4 protein-coding genes are annotated in these 26,004 nt (G+C 74.7%); all 4 read left to right on the top strand.

Annotation, left to right across the window (positions count from 1 at the left end; translation table 11 throughout):
- The first annotated feature begins 22 nt into the window (after nucleotides 1-22).
- From B0I31_RS33830 to B0I31_RS33815, 4 genes are read left to right on the top strand one after another with little or no spacing between them, the layout of a single operon-like run.
- Nucleotides 23-10,972, top strand: a complete 10,950-nt coding sequence (locus B0I31_RS33830) for a non-ribosomal peptide synthetase (RefSeq protein ID WP_106619483.1) — start codon at nucleotides 23-25, stop codon at nucleotides 10,970-10,972.
- Nucleotides 10,969-21,876, top strand: a complete 10,908-nt coding sequence (locus tag B0I31_RS33825) for a non-ribosomal peptide synthetase (RefSeq protein ID WP_106619482.1) — start codon at nucleotides 10,969-10,971, stop codon at nucleotides 21,874-21,876. The genes B0I31_RS33830 and B0I31_RS33825 overlap by 4 nt, the downstream gene beginning before the upstream one ends.
- Complete coding sequence (locus tag B0I31_RS33820) at nucleotides 21,873-25,763, top strand: non-ribosomal peptide synthetase (RefSeq protein WP_106619481.1); 3,891 nt, start codon at nucleotides 21,873-21,875, stop codon at nucleotides 25,761-25,763. The genes B0I31_RS33825 and B0I31_RS33820 overlap by 4 nt, the downstream gene beginning before the upstream one ends.
- Complete coding sequence (locus tag B0I31_RS33815; RefSeq protein WP_073888266.1) at nucleotides 25,760-25,972, top strand: MbtH family protein; 213 nt, start codon at nucleotides 25,760-25,762, stop codon at nucleotides 25,970-25,972. The genes B0I31_RS33820 and B0I31_RS33815 overlap by 4 nt, the downstream gene beginning before the upstream one ends.
- The last annotated feature ends 32 nt before the right edge of the window (nucleotides 25,973-26,004 follow it).

Raw genomic sequence — 26,004 nt, 5'->3', positions numbered from 1 at the left:
GCGGGTTAGGGAGAACAGGGACATGAGCGAGGACAGGCGGCGGTGGCCGCTCTCCCCGGGACAGCTGGGGATCTGGTACGGCCAGCGGTTGAACCCCGACAACGTGTTCGTCATGTCGGAGTACCTGGAGATCCACGGCGCGGTGGACGTGGCGCTGTTCGAGGAGGCGCTGCGCCGCACCGTGCTGGAGGCCGAGACCGTCCAGGTCCGGTTCACCGAGGACGCCGACGGCGTGTGGCAGTTCCTCGCTCCCGACCCGCACCTGCACTTCTTCGACCACAGCGACCGCGCCGACCCGGTGGGTGACGCGGTGGCGTGGATGGACGACGACCTGTACCGGCCGATGGACCTGGAGAACGGTCCGCTGTCGGTGGACGCGCTGTTCGAGGTCGCGCCCGACCGGTTCCTGTACTACCAGCGCAACCACCACGTCATCGCCGATGGCGTGAGCGGGCGCATCTTCACCGACCGCCTCGCCACCGTGTACTCGGCCCTGGTGGCGGGTGAGGAGGTGCCCGCCGGCGCGTTCGCCACCCTCCAGCAGTACCTGGACGACGACGCGGCCTACCGCGCCTCCGACGCCTACCGCCGCGACCAGGAGCACTGGCGGACCCGCCTGGCCGACCGGCCCGCGCCGGTCGGCCTCACGTCGGGCACCGCGCCCGCCAGCGCCCGCCCGGCCCGCGCCACCTCGCTGGTCGACCCGGCGCTGATGGAGCGGATGAAGGAGCTGACCCGGGCGCACGCGTCCACCTGGCCGATGGCGCTGACCGCCGCCACCGCCGTGTACCTGCACCTGGTGACGGGTGCGCGCACCACGCCGGTCGGGTTCCCGGTGATGGCGCGCAAGAGCAAGCTGCTGCGCGACACGCCGGGGATGGTCAGCAACATCCTCGCGCTGTTCGTGGACCTCGACCCGGCGGCGACGTTCGTCGACGTGCTGCGGCGCACGACCGTGGAGGCCCGGAACACGCTCAAGCACCAGCGGTACCGGCAGGAGGACGTGCTGCGGGACCTGGGGTTGGTGCGGGGTGCGGGCCAGTTGGCCAACGTCGTGGTCAACATCATGCCGTTCGACTACAACGTCACCTTCGGCGGGCACCCGGTGACGGCGCACAACCTGTCCAACGGCGTGATCGACGACGTGGAGATCACCGCCTACGACCGGTCCGACGGCAAGCCCGTGCGGATCGACCTGGACGGCAACGAGTTCCTGTACGGCGAGGCCGAGGTGGCCGGTCACCTGGACCGGCTGCTGAAGCTGCTCGAACGGTTGCTGGCCGACCCGGAGGCGCCGCTGGCGTCGTTCGACTTGCTCGACGCGGCCGAGCGGGACCAGGCGCTGGTCGGGTGGAACCGCACCGATGCGCCGTTGGACGACGCGGACGGGGTGGTGCTACGGGTCCAGTCGCACGCCCGGCGCACGCCGGACGCGGTGGCGTTGGTGGACGACGAGGGACCGACCACCTATGCCGGACTGGCCGGGCGTGCCGCCGCGCTGACCCGCCGGTTGTGGGCCGCGGGTGTCGAGCGCGGTGACGTGGTCGCCCTGCCGACCGCACCGGGCCGCGACTTCGTGGTGTCGGTGCTGGCGGTGTTCGGCGCGGGCGCGGCCTACGTCCCGGTGGACTCCGCCTCGCCGGTCGCCCGCGGCCGGGCGCTGCTGGCCGACAGCGGGGCACGGCTCGTCCTCGCCTCGCCCGCCGTCGCCACCTTCGCCACCGACTTGGCCGCGGGCACGGACCTGCTGCTGGTCGGGGACGAGACCTCCGACGAGTGGCCCGAGCCGGTCGGTGCGGGCGACGACCTCGCGTACGTGCTGTTCACCTCCGGGTCGACCGGGAAGCCCAAGGGCGCCATGGTCACCCACCGCGGCATGGTGAACCACCTGTTGACCAAGGTGGAGGACTGTCGACTGTCCGAAGTGGACACGGTGGTGCAGAACGCGCCGCTGACGTTCGACATCTCCATCTGGCAGATGCTCGCGCCGCTCATGGTGGGCGGCACGGCACGCGTCGTCGCACGGGAACTCGCCGCCGACCCGCGTGGCCTGTTCGACCGGACCGACGCGGAACGAGTGGCCGTGTTGGAGGTCGTGCCGTCGTTGCTCCGCGCGGCCCTGGACCTGTGGGACGCGGACGGTGGGCGGCCCGGGTTGGCCTCGTTGCGGCTGCTCGTCGCCACGGGTGAGGCGCTGCCCGCCGACCTGTGCACCCGCTGGCTCGACGCGTTCCCCGGCATCCCGCTGATGAACGCCTACGGCCCCACCGAGTGCGCCGACGACGTCACCCACGCGTTCATCACCACGCCCGACGACGTCATCGACGGCGTCCCGATCGGCAGCGCGCTGCGCAACACCCGCCTGTACGTGCTGGACGACCGCCTGCGCCCGGTCCCGGTCGGCACGCCCGGTGAGCTGTACGTGGGCGGTGAAGGTGTGGGGCGCGGGTACCTCGGCGACCCGGGCCGCACGGGCGTGGTGTTCGTGGCCGACCCGTTCACGCCGCGTCCCGGCCGTCGCATGTACCGCACCGGTGACTACGTGGTGCGCCGCGCCGACGGGTCGCTGGTGTTCCTGGAACGACGCGACCACCAGGTGAAGGTGCGCGGCCACCGCATCGAGCTGGGCGAGGTCGAGGCGGTGCTCGGCGGGCACGGCGGTGTCGGCGCGCTCGCGGTCGTCGTGCGCGAGGACCGGCCCGGTGACAAGCGGCTCGTCGCGTACGTGACGCCGGCCGACGTCGACCTCACCGCGCTGCGGGCGTCGGCCGAGGCCCGGTTGCCCGGGTACATGGTGCCCTCGGCGTTCGTCGCGCTGGACGCGCTGCCGTTGACGCCCAACGGCAAGCTCGACCGGCACGCGCTGCCCGCACCCGACTCGGGCGCCGCCGGCCGGGCGCCGCGCACCCCGCTGGAAGAGCTGATGGTCGCGGTGTTCGCCGACGTGCTCGGCGTCGAGCGGGTCGGGGTGGACGAGGGGTTCTTCGACCTCGGCGGGCACTCGCTGATGGCCACCCGGCTCATCAGCAAGGTGCGGGCCGCGCTCGGCGTGGAGCTGACGCTGCGGGAGGTGTTCGACCACCCGACGCCCGCCGGGCTCGCGCTGGTCGTGGACGGCGCCGCCGTCGCCCGGTCCCGGCCCACCGCACGGCCGCGCCCCGACCTCGTGCCGCTGTCGTCCGCCCAGCGCCGGCTGTGGTTCCTGCACGGCCTGGACGAGACCGGCGGCACCTACAACGTGCCGCTGCCGCTGAGCCTGACCGGCCCGCTCGACCGCACGGCGCTGCTGGCCGCCCTCGGTGACGTCGTCACCCGCCACGAGCCGCTGCGCACCCGTTACCCCGAGGTCGGCGGCGAGCCCGTGCAGGAGGTCCTCGACGTGGCCGACGCGCTGCGCCTGCTGCCCGACCACGTGGAGACGGCGGCCGTCGCGGACCCGGCGGAGGAGATGACCGCCGCCACCGGCCACCGCTTCGACCTCGCCAACGGCCTGCCGTGGCGGCTGTGGCTGTTCGAGACCGGCGCCGACGAACACGTGCTGCTGCTGGTCGTGCACCACATCGCCGCCGACGGCTGGTCGCTGGCACCGCTGCTGCGCGACCTCGGCGCCGCCTACCGCGCCCGGCACGCGGGAGGAGCACCGGAGTTCACGCCGTTGCCGCTCCAGTACGCGGATTACGCGCTGTGGCAACGGGAAGCGCTCGGCGACGAGGACGACCCGGACGGCGCGCCCAGCCGCCAGGTCCGGTTCTGGCGCGACCGGCTCGCCGACCTGCCCGAGGTGCTGGAGCTGCCGACCGACCGCCCGCGCCCGGCCGTGCCGTCGCACCGGGGCGCACGGGTGCCGCTGACCGTGGACGGCGAGCTGTACGCGCGGCTGGCCGACATCGCGCGGGAGACGCGCACCAGCGTGTTCATGGTGCTGCACGCGGCAGTGGCGGCGTTGTTGACGCGGTTGGGCGCCGGGACGGACATCCCGTTGGGCACGGCGGTGGCGGGGCGCTCCGACGAGGCGTTGGACGACCTGGTCGGGTTCTTCGTCAATACGCTGGTGCTGCGCACGGACACGTCAGGCAATCCGTCGTTCACGGAGCTGCTGGAGCGGGTGCGGCAGACGGACCTGGCGGCGCTGGCGCACCAGGACGTGCCGTTCGAGCGGCTGGTGGAGGTGCTCAACCCGCGTCGTTCGCTGGCCCGGCACCCGCTGTTCCAGGTGATGCTGGTGCTGCAGAACACCCCGGACCCGGACGTCGAACTGCCCGGCCTGGACGTCGCCGTGGCCGACCTGCGCACCGCGGTCGCCAAGTTCGACCTGTGGTTCGACCTGTACGAGACCCGTGACGACAGCGGCGCGGTGACGGGTGTCGCCGGTGCGCTGGAGTACGCGCTGGACCTGTTCGACGAGGCGACCGCGCGGCACCTGGTGACCCGGCTGGGCACGCTGCTCGCCGCCGTCGCCGCCGATCCCGCGACGTCCCTGGCCCGGCTCGACCTGCTCACCGCCGAGGAGCGGCACGCCGAGCTCGTCACCTGGAACGACACCGCCCGCCGCGTCGGCGCCACGTCCCTGGCCGCCCGGTTCGAGGCACAGGCCGCGGCCACGCCCGGCGCGCTCGCCGTGGTGTCCGACGCGGGCACCTTCACCTACGGGCAGCTCGACGCCGAGGCCGACCGGTGGGCGAACCGGCTCGCCGACCTCGGGGTGGACGCCGAGACGCCCGTCGCGCTGCTGGTGGACCGGTCGCCGTCGCTGGTGGTGATGATCCTCGCGGTGCTCAAGGCGGGCGGCTACTACGTGCCGCTGCACGAGTCGTACCCGGTGGAGCGCGTGGACTTCGTGCTCGCCGACCTCGGCGCGCCCGTCCTGGTCACCGACCGGCCGACGCCGCCCGAAGGCCTGACCGCGCCGGTGCACGTCGTGCACACCGGCGAACGACCGCCGGCCGCGGGCGCGCTGAACCGGCGTTCGCACCCCGACCAGCTCGCCTACGTCATGCACACGTCCGGCTCGACGGGCGTGCCCAAGGGCGTCGCCGTCACGCACGCGAACGTCGTGGAGCTGGCCACCGACCGGCTGTTCACCACGCCCGCGCACGCCCGCGTGCTGCTGCACTCCTCGCACGCCTTCGACGCCGCCACCTACGAGCTGTGGGCGCCGCTGCTGTCCGGCGGCACGGTCGTCGTCGCACCGCCCGGCGTGCTGGACATCGCCACCCTCGGCCGGGTCGTCGCCGAGCACCGCGTCACCGCCCTGTGGCTCACCGCCGGGCTGTTCCGGCTGGTCGCCGAGGAAGCGCCGACCAGCCTGGCGGGCGTGCGGGAGGTGTGGACCGGCGGTGACGTCGTGCCCGCCGCCGCGGTGGCCCGGGTCCGCGCGCACTGCCCGGACCTGACCGTGGTCGACGGCTACGGCCCCACCGAGACCACGACGTTCGCCACGCGGTTCGTGCTGCGGCCCGGCGAGACCGACCCGCGGGCCGTGCCGATCGGCCTGCCGATGGACAACACGCGCGTGCACGTCCTCGACACCGACCTCGGGCTCACCCCGCCCGGCGCGGTCGGCGAGCTGTACGTGGCGGGCACCGGTCTCGCGCGCGGCTACCTCGGGCGGGCCGGGCTGACCGCGGAGCGGTTCGTGCCCAACCCGTACGGGCCGCCCGGTGACCGCATGTACCGCACCGGCGACCTGGTGCGCCGCCTGCCGGACGGGCTGCTGGCGTTCCACGGGCGCGCCGACGACCAGGTGAAGCTGCGCGGGTTCCGGATCGAGCCCGGCGAGGTCGAAGCCGTGCTGGCGCGGCACCCCGACGTGGCGCACGCCGTCGTCGCGGTCCGCGCCGACCACCACGGAGAACGTCGTCTGGTGGCCTACGTCGTGCCCGACGAAGGCGCGACCGCGGACCAGGCGGCGTTGCGCGCGCACGTCGGCGGGGCGTTGCCCGCGTACATGGTGCCGTCGGTCGTGGTGGAGCTGGCGGCGTTGCCGCTCAACGGCAACGGCAAGGTCGACCGGCAGGCCCTGCCCGCGCCCGCCGCGGCCGTCACGTCCGCGTCCCGCGCGGCGCACGGCGTGGAGGAGACGCTGTGCGGGTTGTTCGCCGACGTGCTCGGCGTGACCGAGGTCGGGGTGGACGACGGGTTCTTCGACCTGGGCGGTCACTCGCTGCTCGCCATGCGGCTGATCAGCCGGGTCCGGGCCGTGCTGGCGGTGGAGGCGCCGATCCGCGCGGTGTTCGAGCACCCGACGCCCGCCGGGCTGGCCCGCGTCCTGCACGACGCCGCGCCCGCCCGCGCCCGCGTCACCCCGCGCGCCCGGCCCGACGTGGTGCCGTTGTCCGCCGCGCAGCAACGCCTGTGGTTCCTCGACCGGCTGGACGAGGCCGGTGGCCTGTACTCGGTGCCGCTGGCCGTGCGGCTCACGGGTGCGTTGGACGGCGCGGCGCTGCTCGCGGCCGTGGCCGACGTGGTCGCCCGGCACGAGGTGCTGCGGACGGTGTTCCCCGAGGTCGACGGCTCGCCGCGGCAATCGGTGCTGGACCCGGCCGCGGCCGCCGCGCTGCTCAGCGCCGCGACGAGGCGGATCGACACCACCGAGGACGCGCTGACCACCGACCTGGCCGACGCGGTGCGGCACAAGTTCGCGCTGGCCGACGACCTGCCCGTGGCGGTCCGGCTGTACCGGCTCGCGGACGACCACCACGTGCTGCTCCTGCTGCTGCACCACGTGGCCGCGGACGGATGGTCCCTGGCACCGCTGCTGCGCGACCTCGGCGTCGCCTACCGCGCCCGGCACGCGGGCGTGGCACCGGAGTTCACGCCGCTGCCCGTGCAGTACGCGGACTACACGCTGTGGCAGCACGACGTGCTCGGCTCCGAGGAGGACGAGCACAGCCCGCTGCGCGCCCAGCTCGACCACTGGCGGGCGCTGCTGGCCGACCTGCCCGAGACGCTCGACCTGCCCACCGACCGGGCACGTCCGAGTCGGCCGCGCAACGACGGCGGTTCCGTGCCGCTGCACCTGGACGCCGACGTGCACGCCCGGGTGGCACACCTGGCCGCCGCGCACGGCGCCAGCCCGTTCATGGTGCTGCACGCCGCGCTGTCCGCGCTGCTGACGCGGTTGGGCGCGGGCACCGACATCCCGATCGGCACGCCGGTGGCCGGTCGGCGGGACGAGGCGCTGGACGACCTGGTCGGGTTCTTCGTCAACACGCTCGTGCTGCGGGTGGACACCTCGGGGGAGCCCGCGTTCGCCGACCTGCTCGACCGGGTCCGCGAGGTCGACCTGGCCGCGTTCGCGCACCAGGACGTGCCGTTCGACCGGCTGGTCGAGCAGCTGGCGCCCCAGCGCTCGCTGGCCAGGCACCCGCTGTTCCAGGTGCTGTTGACGGTGCAGAACAACGCCGACCCGGACCTGGACCTGCCGGGCGTCACGCCCGAGGTGGTCGACCTGCCCGCCGGTCCGGCCAAGTTCGACCTGTCGTTCACGCTCGCCGAACGGCACGAGCACGGCGAGCCCGCAGGCCTGCACGGCGAGCTGGAGTACAGCCGGGACCTGTTCGACGCCGACACCGCCCACCGCGTGGCGTCCTGGTTCGCCCGGGTGCTGGACCAGGTCACGGCCGAGCCGACGCGGCGCCTCGGCGACCTGGACCTGCTCGCCCCCGGCGAGGCCGGACACCTGGCCCGTGGCGCGGTCGGACCGCTCGGCCCGGTACCGGACCAGACCGTGCTGTCCACGTTCGAGCGGGGCGCGGGTGGCGACCGGCAGGCCCTCGTCTGCGGGGACGTCCGGCTCACCGCGGCCGAGGTGGAGCGGCGCGCCAACCGGCTCGCGCACTCGCTGCTGCGCCGCGGCACGGCGGTCGGTGACGTGGTGGCGGTGGTCCTGCCCCGGTCGGTCGACACGGTCGTGGCGCTGCTCGCGGTGCTCAAGGCGGGCGCGGTCTACCTGCCGCTGGACCCCGACCACCCGGCGGAACGGCGCCGCGCCACCCTCGCCGACGCCCGCCCGGCCCTGGTCATCGAGGGCTCGGTCGACGCCCACACCGCACCGGACGCCCCGGACACGGCACCCACCGACGCCGACCGCACCCGACCGCTGACCGCGCGCGACGCCGCGTACGTCATCTACACCTCCGGCTCGACCGGCCGTCCCAAGGGCGTCGTGGTGGAGCACGGTTCCCTCGCGAACCTCCTGCGCCACCATCAAGAGCACGTCTTCACGCCGGTCGCGCGCCGCCTGGGCCGTGACCGGCTCAGGTCCGCGCTGACCGCGCCGGTGGCGTTCGACGCGTCCTGGGACCCGGTGCTGTGGCTGCTCGCGGGCCACGAGCTGCACGTGATCGGTGACGACGTCCGCCGCGACCCGGAGGCCCTGGTGGCACACCTGCGCCGGGAGCGGATCGACGTCATCGAGACCACACCGTCCTATGCGGACCACTTGGTGGCGCACGGGCTGCTGGACGGTGACGAGCGGTTCCCGTCCGTCGTGCTGCTCGGCGGCGAGGCCGTGCCCGCCCACCTGTGGGGGGCGTTGCGCGGCACGCCGGGGCTGGTGGCGCTCAACCTCTACGGCCCGACCGAGGCCACCGTGGACTCGATGATCGCCGACCTGGCCGACCACCCGGCGCCGGTCATCGGCACGCCGGTGCTCAACACCCGGGCGCACGTGCTGGACGCGTGGCTGCGGCCCGTGCCGGTGGGCGTGCCCGGCGAGCTGTACCTGTCCGGCCCGAACGTCGCCCGCGGCTACCTCGACCGGCCCGCGCTCACCTCGCACCGCTTCGTCGCCGACCCGTTCGCCGGCGGGGGAGCCCGGATGTACCGGACGGGTGACCTCGCGCGCCGCCGGCCGGACGGGCACGTGGAGTTCCTGGGCCGGGTCGACGGCCAGGTCAAGGTGCGCGGCTTCCGGGTCGAGCCCGGCGAGGTCGAAGCGGCGCTGCGCCGCCACGACGGCGTGGACACCTGCGCCGTGCTGCTGCGGCCCGACCACGGCGGCACGCCCCGGCTCGTCGCCTACGTCACCGCGACGGCCGGTGCCGAGCTGGACACCGCGGCCCTGAGGTCCGCGCTGCGCGCCGAGCTGCCCGACTACCTGGTGCCGGCCGCGGTGGTGCTGCTGGACGAGTTGCCGTTGAGCCGCAACGGCAAGCTCGACCACGCCGTGCTGCCCGCACCCGCCGCTCCCGAGCCGACGCCGCACGCCGCGGGCACGCGCACCGCACGCGAAGAGGTGCTGTGCGGGGTGTTCGCGGACGTGCTCGGCCTGCCCGACGTGGGCGTGGACGACAGCTTCTTCGACCTCGGCGGCGACAGCATCGGCTCGATCCAGCTCGTCAGCCGCGCCCGCCGGGCGGGCCTGGTGTTCACCCCGCGTGACGTGTTCGAGCGCAAGACCGCGGCCGAACTCGCCCTGGTGGCGGTGGAACCGGCCGACGCCCGGCTCGTGCCCGACACCACGGGCAGCGGCCCGGCCGTGCTCACGCCGGTCGTGCGCTGGTTCCTCGACAGCGGCGGCACGCTCGACGGCTTCAACCAGGCGCAGCTCGTCGCGGTGCCGGCCGGACTGGGCCGGGACCGGCTGCTGGGCGCGCTGGACGCGGTGCTGCGCCACCACGACGCCCTGCGCGCCCGCCTCGCCCGTGACGACGAAGGCGAGTGGTACTACGAGATCGCCGACCCCGGCACGGTGCAGGCGGAAGACGTGACCCGCCGCGTGGACGTGACCGGGCTGGACGACACCGCGCGTGCCGCCGCCGTCCGCGCCGAGGCCGACACCGCGTGGCGACGCCTCGATCCGGCCCGCGGGCGGCTCGTGCAGGCGGTGTGGTTCGACGCGGGCCCAGTGCACCCCGGCGACCTGCTGCTGGTCGTGCACCACCTGGCCGTGGACGGCGTGTCGTGGCGGATCCTGCTGCCCGACCTCGCCCAGGCGTGGCACGCCCTCGCCGCCGGCCGCGAACCCTCGCTGGAACCGGTGTGGACGTCGTGGCGCCGCTGGTCGCACCTGCTGCACGACGCCGCGCACGACCCGGCCCGCGCCGACCAGCTGCCGTACTGGACCGCCGTCCTCGACGGCCCCGACCCGCTGCTCGGCGCACGCCCGCTCGACCCGGCCCGCGACACGGTCGGCACCGCGCGCACCGCCGAGGTCGCGCTCACGGTCGAGGAGACCGCGCCGCTGCTCACGGAGGTGCCCGCCGCGTTCCACGCGGGCGTGGACGACGTGCTGCTGACCGCGCTCGCGCTGGCCGTGGGCCGGTGGCGGGAACGTCGCGGCCGGGGCGCGGAGACGTCCGTGCTGGTGCAGGTCGAGGGCCACGGCCGGGAGGACGTCGTACCGGACGTGGAGCTGTCCCGCACGGTCGGCTGGTTCACCAGCGTGCACCCGGTGCGGCTGGACCCCGGCCGGGTCGGCTGGCCCGAGCTGCTGGCCGGTGGACCCGCCGCGGGCACGGCGCTGAAGCGGGTCAAGGAGCAGCTGCGCGAGCTGCCGGAGAAGGGCGTCGGCTACGGCCTGCTGCGCCACCTCAACGCCGACACGGCGGGCAAGCTCGCGGGCCTGGGCGCGCCGCAGATCGCGTTCAACTACCTGGGCCGCGTCGACACCGCCGCGCCCGGCGGCGAGCGGCTCTGGCTGCCCGCACCGGGCTTCACCGCCCCGGTCGGGCACGACGACCTGCCGTTCGTGCACGCGATCGAGGTCACGGCCGTCACCGAGGACACACCGGACGGCCCGCGCCTGGCCGCCACCCTCGCCTGGCCCGCCGACCTGCTCGCCGACGCCGAGGCCGCCGACCTGGGCACCGCGTGGCGGCAGGCGCTGCACGGGCTGGTCGAGCACGTCCGGGGCACCGCGGCGGGCGGCCTCACCCCGTCCGACGTGGACCTGGTCCCTCTCAGCCAGGACGAGCTGGACCTGCTGGAAGACGACGAAGACGACGAGAGCGAGGACTTGGACCGATGAGCAAGAAGTCCGCAGTCGAGGACGTCCTGCCGCTGTCGTCGTTGCAGGAGGGGTTCCTCTTCCACGCCCTGTACGACCGGGACGGCCTGGACGTCTACACCGTGCAGATGGCCACCGAGCTGACCGGCCCGGTGGACGTGCCCGCGCTGCGCGCGGCGGCCGACGCGTTGCTGCGCAGGCACGCCAACCTGCGCGTCGGCTTCCGGCACAAGGGCCTCGACCGGCCCGTGCAGGTGGTGCGCCGCGAGGTGCGCGCGCCGTGGCGTGAACTCGACCTGACCGGTGCCGCCGACCCGGAGGCGGACTACGCCGGGCTGGTCGACGAGGAACGGGCCCGCCGCTTCGACATGGCCCGCGCGCCGCTGCTGCGGTTCGTGCTCGTCGTGCTGCCCGGCCAGGTGCACCGGCTGCTGCTGACCATGCACCACATCCTGATGGACGGCTGGTCCACGCCGGTGTTCCTGGACGAGCTGTTCACCCTCTACGAGCACGCGGGCGACGACTCGGCGATGCCCCGCGTCACGCCCTACCGCGACTACCTGGGCTGGCTGACCAAGCAGGACGCCGACGCCGCGCTGACCGCCTACGACTCGGTGCTGGCGGGCCTGGACGGGCCCACGCTGGTCGGGTCGGCCGCCGACAACGCCTCCGTGGTGCCCGAGGGCGTGCTGGTCGAGCTGGACGACGAGCTGACCGATGCGCTCACCCGCACCGCCCGTGCCCGCGGCTGGACGATGAACACCCTCGCCCAGGGCGCGTGGGGCGTGGTGCTCGGCCGCTACCTCGGCCGCCGCGACGTGGTGTTCGGCGGCACGGTGTCCGGTCGGCCCGCCGAGCTGCCGGGCGTGGAGACCATGCTGGGCCTGTTCATCAACACGCTGCCGGTGCGCGTGTCGTGGGCCGCCGGGCAGTCGCTGGGCGAGCTGCTGACCGCCGTGCAGGACCGGCAGGCCGGGCTGATCGCGCACCAGCACGTCGGGCTGGCCGACGTGCAGCGGCGCACCGGCCACGGCGAGCTGTTCGACACCACGATGGTGTTCGAGAACTACCCGGTCGACGTCGACACCGCGCCCGTGCTGGGCGGCGGCGTGCGGATCACCGACTTCCAGGCCCGTGACGCCACGCACTACACGATCAGCCTGGTCGGCCTGCCCGGCGAGCGGTTGGCGTTCCGGCTGGACTACCGGCCCGACGTGCTGGGCCCGGCCACCGTGGCGCGGATGGGGGAGTGGCTGCGGCTGGTGCTGCGCGCCATCGCCGCCGACCCGGACCGCGCCGTCAACGCCGTCGACCTGCTCGACGCCGACGAGCGCGAGCGCATCCTGGTCGACTGGAACGCCACCGACCACGCCGTGGAGCCGCTGCACCTGACCGCGTTGCTCGACCGGCAGGCGGACGCCACCCCGGACGCGATCGCCGTCGTGCACGGGACCGTGCAGCGCACCTACGCCGAGCTGCACGCCGACGCCAACCGCCTGGCCCGTCTGCTGGTCGGGCACGGCGCCGGGCCGGAGACCCTGGTCGCGGTGGCGCTCCCGCGCGGCACCCGCCTGGTCACGACGCTGCTCGCGGTGCTCAAGACCGGCGCCGGCTACCTGCCGCTCGACCCCGACCAGCCCACCGAGCGGCTCGCCGACATGCTCGGCGAGACCCGGCCCGTGCGGCTGGTCACCGACGCGGTCCTCGCGCCCGGCCTCGCCTCGCTCGACGTGGCCCAGCTGGTCCTGGACGACCTCGATGACCACGCGTTCTCCGCCGACCCGCTGACCGACGCCGACCGGCGCTCGCCGTTGCGGCTGGAACACGCCGCCTACGTCATCTACACGTCCGGTTCGACCGGCCGCCCCAAGGGCACGCTGGTCGAGCACCGCGCGGCGGTGAACTACCTCCAGTGGTCGGTGGACGCCTACCCGTCCGTGCGGTCCGGCGCGTTCCTGCACTCGCCCGTCACGTTCGACCTCACCGTCACCGGCCTGTACGCGCCGCTGATCTCCGGTGGCGCGGTGCACCTGGGCGACCTCGCCGACGACGGCATCGACCCCGCGAGCCCCACCGCGGCCGGTTTCGCGTTCCTCAAGGGCACGCCCAGCCACCTGTCCGTGCTGGACGTGCTGCCCGACACCTACTCGCCGACCGCCGAACTCGTGCTCGGCGGTGAGCCGCTGCCCGGCGCGCAGCTCGACGTGTGGCGCAAGCGCCACCCCGGCGCGCGGGTCGTGAACGAGTACGGCCCCACCGAGACCACGGTCGGCTGCACGACGCTGGTCGTCGAGCCGGGCGACGAGATCCCCGCCGAGGTGCTGTCGCTGGGCCGTCCACTGTGGAACACGCAGGCGTACGTGCTGGACGACGCGCTGCGCCCGGTACCGCCCGGTGTCGTCGGCGAGCTGTACATCGCGGGCGGGAACCTGGCCCGCGGGTACGTCGCCCGGCCCGGCTTGACCTCCGGCCGGTTCGTGGCCAACCCGTACGGTCCGGCCAGTTCACGCATGTACCGCACCGGCGACCTGGCCCGGTGGGGCGAGCACGGCGACCTGCTGTTCGCGGGCCGCGCCGACGACCAGGTGAAGATCCGCGGCTACCGGGTCGAGCTGGGCGAGATCGAGTCCGTGCTGTCCCGGCACCCGTCGGTCGGGCCGGTCGGCGTGGTCGTGCGCGAGGACCAGCCCGGCGACCAGCGGCTCGTCGCCTACGTCGTGCCCGCCGAGGGCCGCGACTTCGACCCGATCGCCCTGCACGCGCACGTCACCGCCGCCGTGCCGGACTACATGGTGCCCTCGGCGTTCGTGCGGCTGGACGCGTTGCCGCTGACCACCAACGGCAAGCTGGACCGCCGCGGCCTGCCCGCGCCGGACGTGGTCGGCGGCACCGCGGCGACCGGCCGCGCGCCGCGCAACTTCACCGAGGAAGTGCTGGTCGGCGTGTTCGCCACGGTCCTCAACCTGCCCTCGGTGGGCGTGGAGGACAGCTTCTTCGACCTCGGCGGCCACTCCCTGCTGGCCACCCGGCTGGTCAGCCGCGTCCGGTCCGTGCTGGACGTGGAGCTGTCCATCCGGTCGGTGTTCGAGGCGCCCACGCCCGCCGCGCTGGCCGCTCTCGCCGAACGCGCCCGCGGCACCCGCCACGACGTCGAGGTGCTGCCCCGCCCGGACGTGCTGCCCCTGTCGTACGCCCAGCGGCGGCTGTGGTTCCTCGACCGGCTGGAAGAAGCGGCGATGTACAACGTGCCGCTGCCGCTGCGCCTGACCGGGCAGCTGGACCGGGACGCGCTCGCGGCGGCGTTCGGCGACGTCGTCGCGCGGCACGAGTCGCTGCGCACGACGTTCCCGGAGGTCGACGGCGAACCGCGCCAGCACGTGCTCGACGCCCCCGGCTTGCCGGTGGTGCACGTGGAGGTGGAAGAGGACGACCTGCCCGCCGCCCTCGCCGACGCGCTGGCGCACCGGTTCGACCTGGCGGCGGAGCCGCCGTGCCGGCTGTGGCTGTTCGAGCTCGCGCCCGACGAGCACGTGGTGCTGTTCCTGGTGCACCACATCGCGGGTGACGGCTGGTCGCTCACGCCGATGCTGCGCGACCTCGCGGCCGCCTACCGCGCCCGGCGCGCGGGCGCCGCGCCGGAGTTCCCGCCGTTGCCGCTGCAGTACGCCGACTACACGTTGTGGCAGCGGCGCGTGCTCGGCTCGGACGAGGAGGAGGGCAGCGCGCTCGCCGCGCAGGTCGAGTTCTGGCGCTCGCAGCTCGCCGGCCTGCCCGAGGTGCTGGAGCTGCCGGCGGACCGGCCGCGCCCGGCGGTGGCGTCGTACCTTGGCGGGCGGGTGCCGTTGCGCCTGGACGCCGACACGCACACCCGGCTCGTGGCCCTGGCCCGGCAGACCCGCACGACCGTGTTCATGGTGTTGCAGGCCGCGGTGGCGGCGTTGTTGACGCGGTTGGGCGCGGGGACGGACATCCCGCTGGGCACGGCGGTGGCCGGTCGGTCGGACGAGGCGTTGGACGACCTGGTCGGGTTCTTCGTCAACACGCTGGTGCTGCGCACCGACACCTCGGGCGACCCCACGTTCAAGGAGCTGCTGGAAAGGGTGCGGCAGACGGACCTGGCCGCGTTGGCGCACCAGGACGTGCCGTTCGAGCGGCTGGTGGAGGTGCTGAACCCGCGTCGTTCGCTGGCACACCACCCGCTGTTCCAGGTGATGCTCGTGCTGCAGAACACCCCCGAGGCCGACCTGGACCTGCCCGACCTCGCCATCGACCTCGAAGAGGTGCCCGGTGGCGCGGCCAAGTTCGACCTGCTGCTCGACCTGCGCGAGACCCACGACCACGCGGGCCGCCCGGCGGGCGTGGAAGGCGACCTCGAACACGCCCTCGACCTGTTCGACGCGCCGACCGCCCGCGCCCTCGCGCGCCGTCTCGTGCGGCTGCTGGAGACCGTGGTCGCGGACCCGGCGATCCGCCTCGGGGACGTGGACGTGCTCGACCCGGCGGAACGCGAACGGGTGCTGCACACGTGGAACGACACCGCGCGGCCCGTGCCCGGGGTGTTCGTGGAACACCTGGTGGCGCGGCAGGCCCGCCGCACGCCCGACGCGTTCGCCGTGGTCGGTCCCGACCGCGTGCTCACGTACGCGGAGCTGGACGCCCGCGCCGACCGGCTCGCGGCGCTGCTCGTGGAACGCGGCGTGCGGCCGGAGACCTTGGTCGCGGTGTCGCTGCCCCGCACGGCGGACGCGGTGGTGGCGCTGCTCGCGGTGCTGCGGGCGGGCGGCGCGTACGTGCCGCTGGACCCCGGCCACCCGACCGAGCGCGTGGCGTTCGTGCTGGACGACACCCGCCCGGTGTGCGTGCTGGCCGTCGCCGACACGGCCGACCGCCTCACCGCCGCCGCCGATCGCCTGGTCCTGCTGGACGACCCGGCCGTCGTCGAACGCCTCACCTGGCCCGCCGCGCCACCCACCACGACCGTCCACAGCGGATCGTTGGCTTACGTGATCCACACCTCCGGTTCCACCGGCCGGCCCAAGGGCGTGGCCGTGACGCGGGGCGGCATGGCGAACCTCGTCGCCTGGGCCGCCGACCACTTCACGCCCGAGGAGCTGTCCTCGGTGCTGCTCGCCACCTCGCTGAACTTCGACGTGTCGGTGTTCGAGCTGTTCACGCCGCTCGTCGTGGGCGGCCGGGTGGAGGTCGTGGAGAACCTGACCGCGCTGGTGGAACGCGGCGGCTGGTCCGGCGGGTTGGTCAGCGGTGTGCCGTCGGTGTTCGCGCAGGTGCTGGCGGCCGGGGTGGACCTGGACGCGCGTGCCGTCGTGCTGGCCGGCGAGGGCCTGCCCGCGAGCGTCTACAACGGCGTGCGCGCCGCCCTGCCCACCGCCCGGATCGACAACATCTACGGCCCCACCGAGGCCACCGTCTACACCCTCCAGTGGGGCAGCACGGCACCCGGGCCGCTGGACGGGCCCGCGCCGACCGGCCGTCCACTGTGGAACACCCGCGCCTACGTGCTGGACGGTGCGCTGCGCCCGGTCCCGCCCGGCACGCCCGGCGAGCTGTACCTGGCGGGTGAGAGCCTGGCCCGCGGCTACGTCGGCCGCGCGGCCCTGACCGCCGAGCGGTTCGTCGCCGACCCGTTCGGCCGGGGCGGGCGGCTCTACCGCACCGGCGACCTGGTGCGCTGGAACGCGGACGGGCAGCTGGAGTACCTGGGCCGCTCCGACGACCAGGTGAAGCTGCGCGGTTTCCGGATCGAACTGGGCGAGGTCGAGTCCGCCCTGACCCGGCACGCCGACGTGGACCGCGCCGCCGTCGTGGTGCGCGAGGACCGGCCGGGGGACAAGCGCCTCGTCGGGTACGTCACCGGCCGGGTGGTCGACCCGACCGCCGTGCTCGACACGGTGCGCGCCGTCCTGCCCGCGTACATGGTCCCGGCCGCGCTCGTCGTGCTCGACGCGTTCCCGTTGAACGCCAACGGCAAGCTCGACCGCCGAGCCCTGCCCGCGCCGGACGCCGCCGTGGTCGGTGACGCCGCGCCGCGCACCCCGGCCGAAGAGGTGCTGTGCGCGGTGTTCGCCGACGTGCTCGGCCTGGACCGGGTCGGCGTGGACGACGGGTTCTTCGACCTCGGCGGCCACTCGCTGCTCGCCACCCGCCTGGTCAGCCAGGTGCGGGCGGCGATGGGCGTGGAACTGCCGCTGCGCGCGGTGTTCGAGGCGCCGACGCCCGCGCTGCTCGCCGCCCGCGCCACCACCGCCGGCATCGCGCGCCGGGGCGTCAACCGCGCCGAACGGCCCGACGTCGTGCCGCTGTCGTTCGCCCAGCGCCGCCTGTGGTTCCTCGACCGGCTGGAGGACGCGGGCGGGATGTACAACATCCCGATCGCGCTGCGCCTGTCCGGCGACCTGGACGTGACCGCGCTGCGCGCCGCCCTGGGCGACGTGCTGGCCCGGCACGAGTCGTTGCGCACCGTCTTCCCCGACGTCGACGGCACGCCGCGCCAGCACGTGGTGCCCGCCGCCGAGGCCGACGAGGTGCTCGGCCGGGCGTTCAGCGTGCGCACCACCGACGCGGGCGTCCTGCGCGAGCGCCTGGACGACGCGGCGGCCACCAAGTTCGACCTGTCCCGCGAACTGCCGCTCAAGGCGTGGCTGTTCGAGCTGTCGCCATCGGAGCACGTGCTGCTGCTGGTGCTGCACCACATCGCGGGCGACGGCTGGTCGTTCACGCCGCTGACCCGCGACCTCGGCGAGGCCTACCGCGCCCGCCTCGCCGGACGCGCCCCCGAGCTGCCGGAACTGCCCGTCCAGTACGCGGACTACGCGCTGTGGCAGGCCGACGTGCTGGGCGAGGACGGCGACCCCGGCTCGGCGGGCACGGCGCAGCTGGAGTTCTGGCGGCGTCAGCTCGACGGCATCCCCGACGCGCTGGACCTGCCCGCCGACCGCCGACGACCCGCCGTCGCCTCGCACCGGGGCGGCCTCGTGCCGTGGCGCGTGGACGCGTCCCTGCACGCCGACCTGCTCGCCCTGGCCCGCCGGTCCGGCACGAGCCTGTTCATGGTGCTCCAGGCGGCGATCTCGGCGCTGCTGACCCGGATGGGCGCGGGCGAGGACGTGGTCCTCGGCACGGCCGTCGCGGGCCGCACGGACGCCGCGCTGGAGGACCTGGTCGGGTTCTTCGTCAACACGCTGGTGCTGCGCACGGACACCTCCGGCGACCCGGCGTTCGAGGAGCTGCTCGGCCGCGTCCGGCAGACCGACCTGGCCGCCTTCGCGCACCAGGACCTGCCGTTCGACCGGCTCGTGGACGCGCTCAACCCCGAGCGGTCGGTGGCGCGGCACCCGTTGTTCCAGGTGATGCTCGTGCTGCAGAACGCGCCCGAGCCCGACCTGGACCTGCCCGGCCTGCGCCTGGACCTGGTGGACCTCGGCGAAGGACCGGCGAAGTTCGACCTGTCGTTCGACCTGGGTGAGACCGGGGCGGGCCTGGAGGGCACCATCCAGTTCGCCGCCGACCTGTTCGACCGCGCCACCGTCGAAGCCCTCGGCGCCCGTCTCACCCGCGTGCTGCACGCGGTGGCCGCCGACCCGGCCACGCCGGTGAGCGCCCTGCCCGTGGTCGGCGAGGGCGAACGCGGGATCGTGCTGGACGTGTGGGGCCGCGCCGCCTCGCACCGCGAACGCGGCACCGTCGTGGACCGCTTCCGCGCGCAGGTCGTGCAGGCGCCGCAGGCCGTGGCGCTGGTCGACGGCGACCGCGAGCTGACCTACGCCGAAGTGGACGCTCGCGCCCGCGCGCTGGCACACCACCTGGTCGCGGTCGGCGTGCGGCCGGAGACCCGGGTCGCCGTGCTCGCGCGACGGTCCGCCGAACGGACCGTCGCCACCCTCGCCGTGCTCTGCGCGGGCGGCGCGTACGTGCCGCTGCACGACGGCAACCCGGCCGAGCGGCACAACCTGATCCTCGCCGACACCTCCGCCGCCGTCCTGCTCACCGACCGCGCCGACCTGCCCGCCGGCCTCGACGTCCCGGCGCACGTGGTGGACCTCGCGGCCGAGCTGCCGCCCGCGCCGGACACCGGGCTGCCGACACCCCACCCGGACCAGCTGGCCTACGTCATCCACACGTCCGGCTCCACGGGCGTGCCGAAGGGCGCGGCCGTCACGCACGCCGACGTGGTGGAGCTGGCCACCGATCCGATCTTCACCACCGGCGCGCACCACCGCGTGCTCGTCCACTCCTCCTACGCGTTCGACGCGAGCACCTACGAGATGTGGGTCCCGCTGCTCAACGGCGGCGTCTCGGTCGTCGACTCGCCCGACGAGGTGGACCTCGCGGGCCTGGCCGCCGCGATCCGCCGCCACGGCGTGACCGCGCTGTGGCTGACCGCCGGGCTGTTCCGGGTCGTCGCGGAGGAGGCGCCGGAGGCGTTGGCGACCCTGCGCGAGGTGTGGACCGGCGGTGACGTGGTGTCCGAGCACGCGGTGGACGCCGTGCGCCGGGCGTGCCCGGAACTGGTGGTGGTCAACGGGTACGGCCCCACCGAGACCACGACGTTCGCCTCGCGCCACGCGGTGCTGCCCGGCGACGCCGCCACGGGTCCGCTGCCGATCGGCGTCCCGATGGCCGGTACGGCGCTGCGCGTCCTGGACGGCCGGCTCCAGCCCGTGCCGCCGGGCGTGACGGGCGAGCTGTACGTCGCGGGCGGCAAGCTGGCGCGCGGCTACCTGGGCCGCCCGGGGCTCACCGCCGAGCGGTTCCCGCCCGACCCGCACGGCGCGCCCGGTGATCGCCTGTACCGCACGGGCGACCTGGCCCGCTGGTCGCGCGACGGCAGGCTGGAGTTCGTCGGCCGCACCGACGACCAGGTGAAGCTGCGCGGCTACCGCGTCGAGCCGGGCGAGGTCGAGGCCGCGCTGACCGGCCGGGCGGGCGTCACGGGCGCCGCGGTCGTGGTGCGCGAGGACCGTCCCGGCGAACGCAGGCTCGTCGCGTACCTCGTCGGCGACGACGTGGACGTCGCGCGGGTGCGTGCCGCGGCGGCCACCGCGCTGCCGGACTACTCGGTGCCGACAGCGTTCGTGGTGCTGCCCGAGCTGCCGCTGACCGTGAACGGCAAGCTGGACCGCCGCGCCCTGCCCGCGCCACAGCGGGAGTCCGCGCCGGTCGCCGTGCCGCGCACGGCGGTGGAGGAGGCGTTGGCGGCGGTGTTCGCCGACGTGCTCGGCGTGGACCGGGTCGGCGTGGACGACGGGTTCTTCGACCTGGGCGGCGACAGCATCATGTCGATCCAGCTGGTCAGCCGGGCCCGCACGGCCGGGTGGGTGTTCACCCCGCGTGACGTGTTCGAGCTGAAGACCGTGCGTCGCCTGGCCGGGATCGCCGTGCCGCCGTCCGCGCTGGAGGACGAGGTGGCCGATGGTGTGGGCGAAGTGCCCCTCCTGCCGATCGTGGAGTGGCTGCGGGCCGGTGGCGGTCCGGTGGACGGGTTCAACCAGTCGCACGTGGTCGCCACGCCCGGCGGGCTCACCACCGGGCACCTGGTGGACGCCTGGGCGGCCGTGCTGGAGCACCACGACGCCCTGCGCACCCGACTGCGCCGTGACGACGACGGGTGGGCGCTGGAAGTCCTGCCGCACGGTGCGGTGCGGGCCGAGGAGCACGTGGCCCGCGTGGACGTCGCCGGGCTCACCGACGAGGCGCTGGCGGCGGTGGTCGACGAGCACACCGAGACCGCCCGCCGCGCGCTGCGGCCCGACGACGCGGTGATGGTGCGCCTGGTGTGGTTCGACGCCGGGCCGGACGCGCCCGGTCGGCTGCTCGTGATGGCGCACCACCTCGTCGTGGACGGCGTGTCGTGGCGGATCCTGCTGCCCGACCTGGCGTCCGCCGCCTCCGCCGCCCGGGCCGGTGTCGCGCCCGAGCTGCCGCCGGTGCGCACGTCGTGGCGGCGCTGGGCCACCCGGCTGGCCGACGCGGCGACCGAACCGCGGTGGGCCGAGCAGCTGCCGCACTGGCTCGCCACCGCCGACACCGCCCAGCCCGCCCTCGCCGCACGCCCGCTCGACCCGCGCCGGGACACCCTCGCCACGGCACGCACCACCGTGGTCGAGGTCGACCCGGACGTCACCACGGCGTTGCTGACCACCGCGCCCGCCGCGTTCCGGGTCAGCGTGGACGACGTGCTGCTCACCGGTTTCGGCCTGGCCGTGCGTGAGTGGCTGGCCCGCCGGGGCGAACGGCTGCCGGACGCGCTGCTGGTCGACCGCGAGGGCCACGGCAGGCACGAGGACGCCGTCGCACCGGGCCTGGACCTGTCCCGCACGGTCGGCTGGTTCACCAACCTCTACCCGGTGCGGGTGGACGTGCCGCCGTTGCGGTGGGACGACGTGCTCGCCGCCGGTGAACCGGTCGGCACGGCGCTCAAGCAGGTCAAGGAAGGGCTGCGCGCGGTACCCGACCACGGCCTCGGCTACGGCCTGCTGCGCCACCTCAACCCGGACACCGCGGGCAAGCTCGCCGCCTGCCCCGCGCCCCAGATCGGGTTCAACTACCTGGGCCGCACGGGCGTCGGCGCGACCGGCCGCGACTGGACCCCGTCGACCGACGCCGGTGGCGCGGTGGGTGACGACGGCCTGCCGTTCGCGCACGTGCTGGAGGTCAACGCGTTCACCGAGGACGGCGCGGACGGGCCGCGGCTCGTCGCCGCCCTGTCCTGGCCCGCCGCCCTGCTCGACGAACCGGACGTGGCCGGGCTCGGCCGGCTGTGGCGCGACGCCCTGGCCGCGCTCGCCGCCCACGCCCGCGACCCGCGGGCCGGTGGCCTCACGCCCTCCGACGTGGCGCTGGTCCCCCTGTCGCAGAAGAACATCGACCGCTTGGAGGCCATGATGAGGAAGGCAGGCCGATCATGAGTGCACCGCTCATGAGCGCACCGCGCATCGAGGACATCCTCCCGCTGGCCCCGTTGCAGCAGGGCTTGCTGTTCCACGCCCTGCACGACACCGACGGCCTCGACTTCTACACCGTGCAGGTGGCCGTCGACCTCTACGGCGAGCTGGGCGTGGACGCGTTGCAGGACGCCGTGCAGGCGCTCGTGCGGCGGCACGCGGGGCTGCGGTCGGTGTTCGTGCACGAAGGGCTCGACCAGCCCGTGCAGGTCGTGCTGGACCACGTCGAGGTGCCGTGGGAGGTGGTGGACTGCTCGACGCTGTCCGTCGCCGAGGCGGAGGCCCGGTTCGCCGAGCGCTACGACGCCGAACGGCTGCGCCGCTTCGCGCTGCACGAGGACGTGCCGCTGCGGTGCGTGCTGTTCCGCATGCCGTTCAAGGACTTCCGGCTCGCGGTCACCGTGCACCACATCGTGCTGGACGGCTGGTCGCTGCCAGTGCTGCTGGACGAGCTGTTCGAGCTGTACGACCGGCACGGCGACGAGAAGGGCATGGCGCCCGTTGCGCCCTACCGCGACTACCTGGCGTGGCTGGACGCCCGCGACCACGAGGTGTCCCGCAAGGCGTGGGACGAGGTGCTGCACGGCGTCACCGAGCCGACGCTGGTCGGTGGCCCCGGGCGGCCGGGGGAGCAGGTGCCGCCGGCGCAGCTGAAGGTGAAGCTGGGTGAGGAGCTGACCGGGCGGCTGGCGGAGCTGGCCCGTGACCGGGGCTGGACGGTGAACACCGTCGTGCAGGCCGCGTGGGGCCTCACGCTCGGCGTGCACACCGGCCGCACCGACGTGGTGTTCGGCGGCACGGTGTCCGGCCGCCCGCCGGAGCTGCCCGGCGTGGAGCGGATGATCGGCCTGTTCATCAACACGCTGCCGGTGCGGGTGGGCTGGTCGCCCGACGACACCGCGGCGCACCTGCTCGACGCCCTCCAGGCGCAGCAGACCGGCTTGATGGAGCACCAGCACGTCGGCCTGGCCGAGATCCAGGGTCGGGTCGGGCGCGGCCCGCTGTTCGACACGACCCTGGTGTTCGAGAACTACCCGTCCGGCGACGACGACAACACCGAGCTGGCCGGTGGCGCGTTCCTGATCGACGTGGAAGCCCGGGACGCCACGCACTACCCGGTGACGCTGATCGGCGTGCCCGGCCCGAACCTGGCGTTCCGGCTGGACCACCGGCCCGACCTGGTGGACGCGGCCACCGCCCGCCGGCTCACCACCTGGCTGCTGCGCGTCCTCACGGACCTGGTCGAGCACCCGGACCGGCCGCTGGCCGCGATCACGCCGCTGGACGACGCCGACCGCGACCGCGTGCTGCGCGAGTGGAACTCCACCGACACGCCCGTCGAGGACGTCACGCTCACCGACCTGCTGGACCGGCAGGCGGACTCGTCGCCGCACGCCACCGCGGTCGTCGACCACGACCGCGCGCTGGATTACGCCGAGCTGCACGCCCGCGCCGACCGCCTGGCCCGCCGCCTGGTCGCCGCGGGCGCCGGACCGGACGCGCTGGTGGCCGTGTCGCTGCCGCGCTCGGCCGACCTGGTCGTGGCGCTGCTGGCGGTGCTGAAGTCCGGCGCGGCCTACCTGCCGCTGGACACCGACCTGCCGTCCCGGCGGCGTGCCGTGCTGCTGGCCGGGGCACGGCCGGTGTGCGTGGTGACCGACGACGCGGCGGCGTTCCCCGACCTGCCCGCGCTGCCGGTGCACGGCTCCGACGTGCCGGACGTGACGGTGAGCCGGGCGCAACCGGACGACTTGGCGTACGTCATCCACACCTCCGGCTCGACGGGCACGCCCAAGGGTGTCGGCGTGCCGCACCGGGGCATCGTGAACCGCCTGCTGTGGATGCAGGACCGCTACCGCCTCGGCGCCGACGACCGGGTGCTGCTCAAGACCCCGTACACGTTCGACGTGTCGGTGTGGGAGTTCTTCTGGCCGCTGATCACCGGCGCGGCGATCGTGGTCGCCAAGCCGGACGGCCACCGGGACCCGGCCTACCTGGCGCGGACCATCAACGACCACGGCGTCACGACCGTCCACTTCGTACCGTCCATGTTGGACGCGTTCCTGGTGGAGCCGCTGGCCTGCCCGACCCTGCGGCGGGTGGTGTGCAGCGGCGAGGCGCTCCTGCCGGCCACCCGGGACCGGTTCCGGCGCACGTACGGCGCCGAGCTGCACAACCTGTACGGCCCCACCGAGGCGTCGGTGGACGTCACCGCGTGGCGGTGCGACGCCGACGACCCGCGCGTGCCCATCGGCAAGCCGGTCTGGAACACCCGCGCGTACGTGCTGGACGCCCGCCTCGCGCCCGTGCCGCCCGGCGCGCCCGGTGAGCTGTACCTGGCGGGCGTGCAGCTGGCCCGCGGCTACCTCGGCCGTCCCGGCGTCACCGCGACCCGGTTCGTCGCCGACCCGTACGGCTCGCCTGGATCGCGCCTGTACCGCACCGGTGACCTGGCGCGGTGGGACGACGACGGCGCGCTGGTCTACCTCGGCCGCGTCGACGACCAGGTGAAGATCCGGGGCGTCCGGGTCGAGCTGGGCGAGGTCGAGGCCGCCGTGGCGCGGTGCGCGGGTGTGGCGCACGCGGCCGTCGCCGTGCGCGAAGACGTGCCCGGTGACCAGCGGCTGGCCGCGTACTACGTGCCCGAGCCCGGTGCCGGGCCGGACGCCGACGCCCTGCGGGACCAGGTCACCGCCGAGCTGCCCGCGCACCTCGTGCCCGGCACGTTCACCGAGCTGGACGCGCTGCCGCTCAACGCCAACGGCAAACTCGACCGCCGCGCCCTGCCCGCGCCCCGGTCCACCGCGACCGCCGGACGCGCGCCGCGCAACCTCACCGAGGACCTGCTGTGCCGGATGTTCGCCGAGGTGCTGCGGGTGGCGGAGTTCGACCCGGACCGCGGGTTCTTCGCCGCGGGCGGCCACTCGCTGCTGGCCGTGACGCTGGCCGACCGGGTGAAGGCCCGGTTCGACGCCGACGTGACCGTGCGGACGCTGTTCGAGGCGCCCAGCCCGGCCGAACTCGCCCGCCGGCTGGACGGCGACCCGGCCGCGACCGGCGTGGACGCGCTGGGAGCCGTCCTGCCGCTGCGGGTCGGCGGTGACGCGCCGCCGCTGTTCTGCCTGCACCCGGCGTCCGGGCTGAGCTGGTGCTACACCGGGCTGCTCGGCGCGCTCGACCCGGACGTGCCGCTCTACGGCCTCCAGGCCGACCTCGCCGTCGCCGACCCCGGCACGATCGCCCAGCAGGCCGCCCGGTTCGTCGGCCACATCCGCACCGTCGCGCCGCACGGCCCGTACCGGCTGCTCGGCTGGTCGATGGGCGGGCACCTCGCCCACGAGGCCGCCGTCCTGCTCCAGGAGGAAGGCGAGGAGGTCGAGCTGCTCGCCCTGCTCGACTCCTACCCGCGCGCCGGCACCGCACCGCTGACCACCGAGGAGGTCTTCGCCGACGCGTTCGCCGGCACCGGCCTGAGCCCCGGCGACCTGGCCACGCCCGAGGGCCACGCCCGCGCCGTCGCCGTGGTGCGCACCGAACTCGGCGGCTACGACCAGACCACCGACGACCTCGCCCGCGCCGTCCTGGCCGCCTACCTGGCCAACGGGCGCGCCCTGTCCGCCCACGCGCCCCGCCGCTTCGACGGCGACCTGCTGTTCTTCCGCGCCACCGACGCCGCCGACCACCCGGAACGCGACCCAGGCCGGTGGGCTCCGCACGTCACCGGCGCGATCCGCGTGCACGACGTGCCCGCACCCCACGAAGAGATGACCCGTCGAGACGTCCTCGACGAGGTGGCCAAGGCGGTCGACGCCGCCGTGGCGAAGCCGCGACCCGAAGGAGATCCGCGATGAGCACCAACCCGTTCGAGGACGAGAACGGCACCTACTTCGTGCTGGTCAACGACGAGAACCAGCACTCCCTGTGGCCGCACTTCATCGCCGTGCCCGACGGCTGGCGCGTGGTGTTCGGCGAGGCGAGCCGCCAGGAGTGCCTGGACCACGTCGAGGCGAACTGGACCGACATGCGCCCCAAGAGCCTCATCGACGCCATGGGCGCCTGAGCACCCGTCCACGACAGCACGACAGAAGGAGG

The sequence above is a fragment of the Saccharothrix carnea genome (genome assembly GCF_003014735.1).
In the GTDB taxonomy this organism is placed as follows: Bacteria; Actinomycetota; Actinomycetes; order Mycobacteriales; family Pseudonocardiaceae; genus Actinosynnema; species Actinosynnema carneum.
This window is presented reverse-complemented; position numbering and strand designations above follow the sequence as displayed.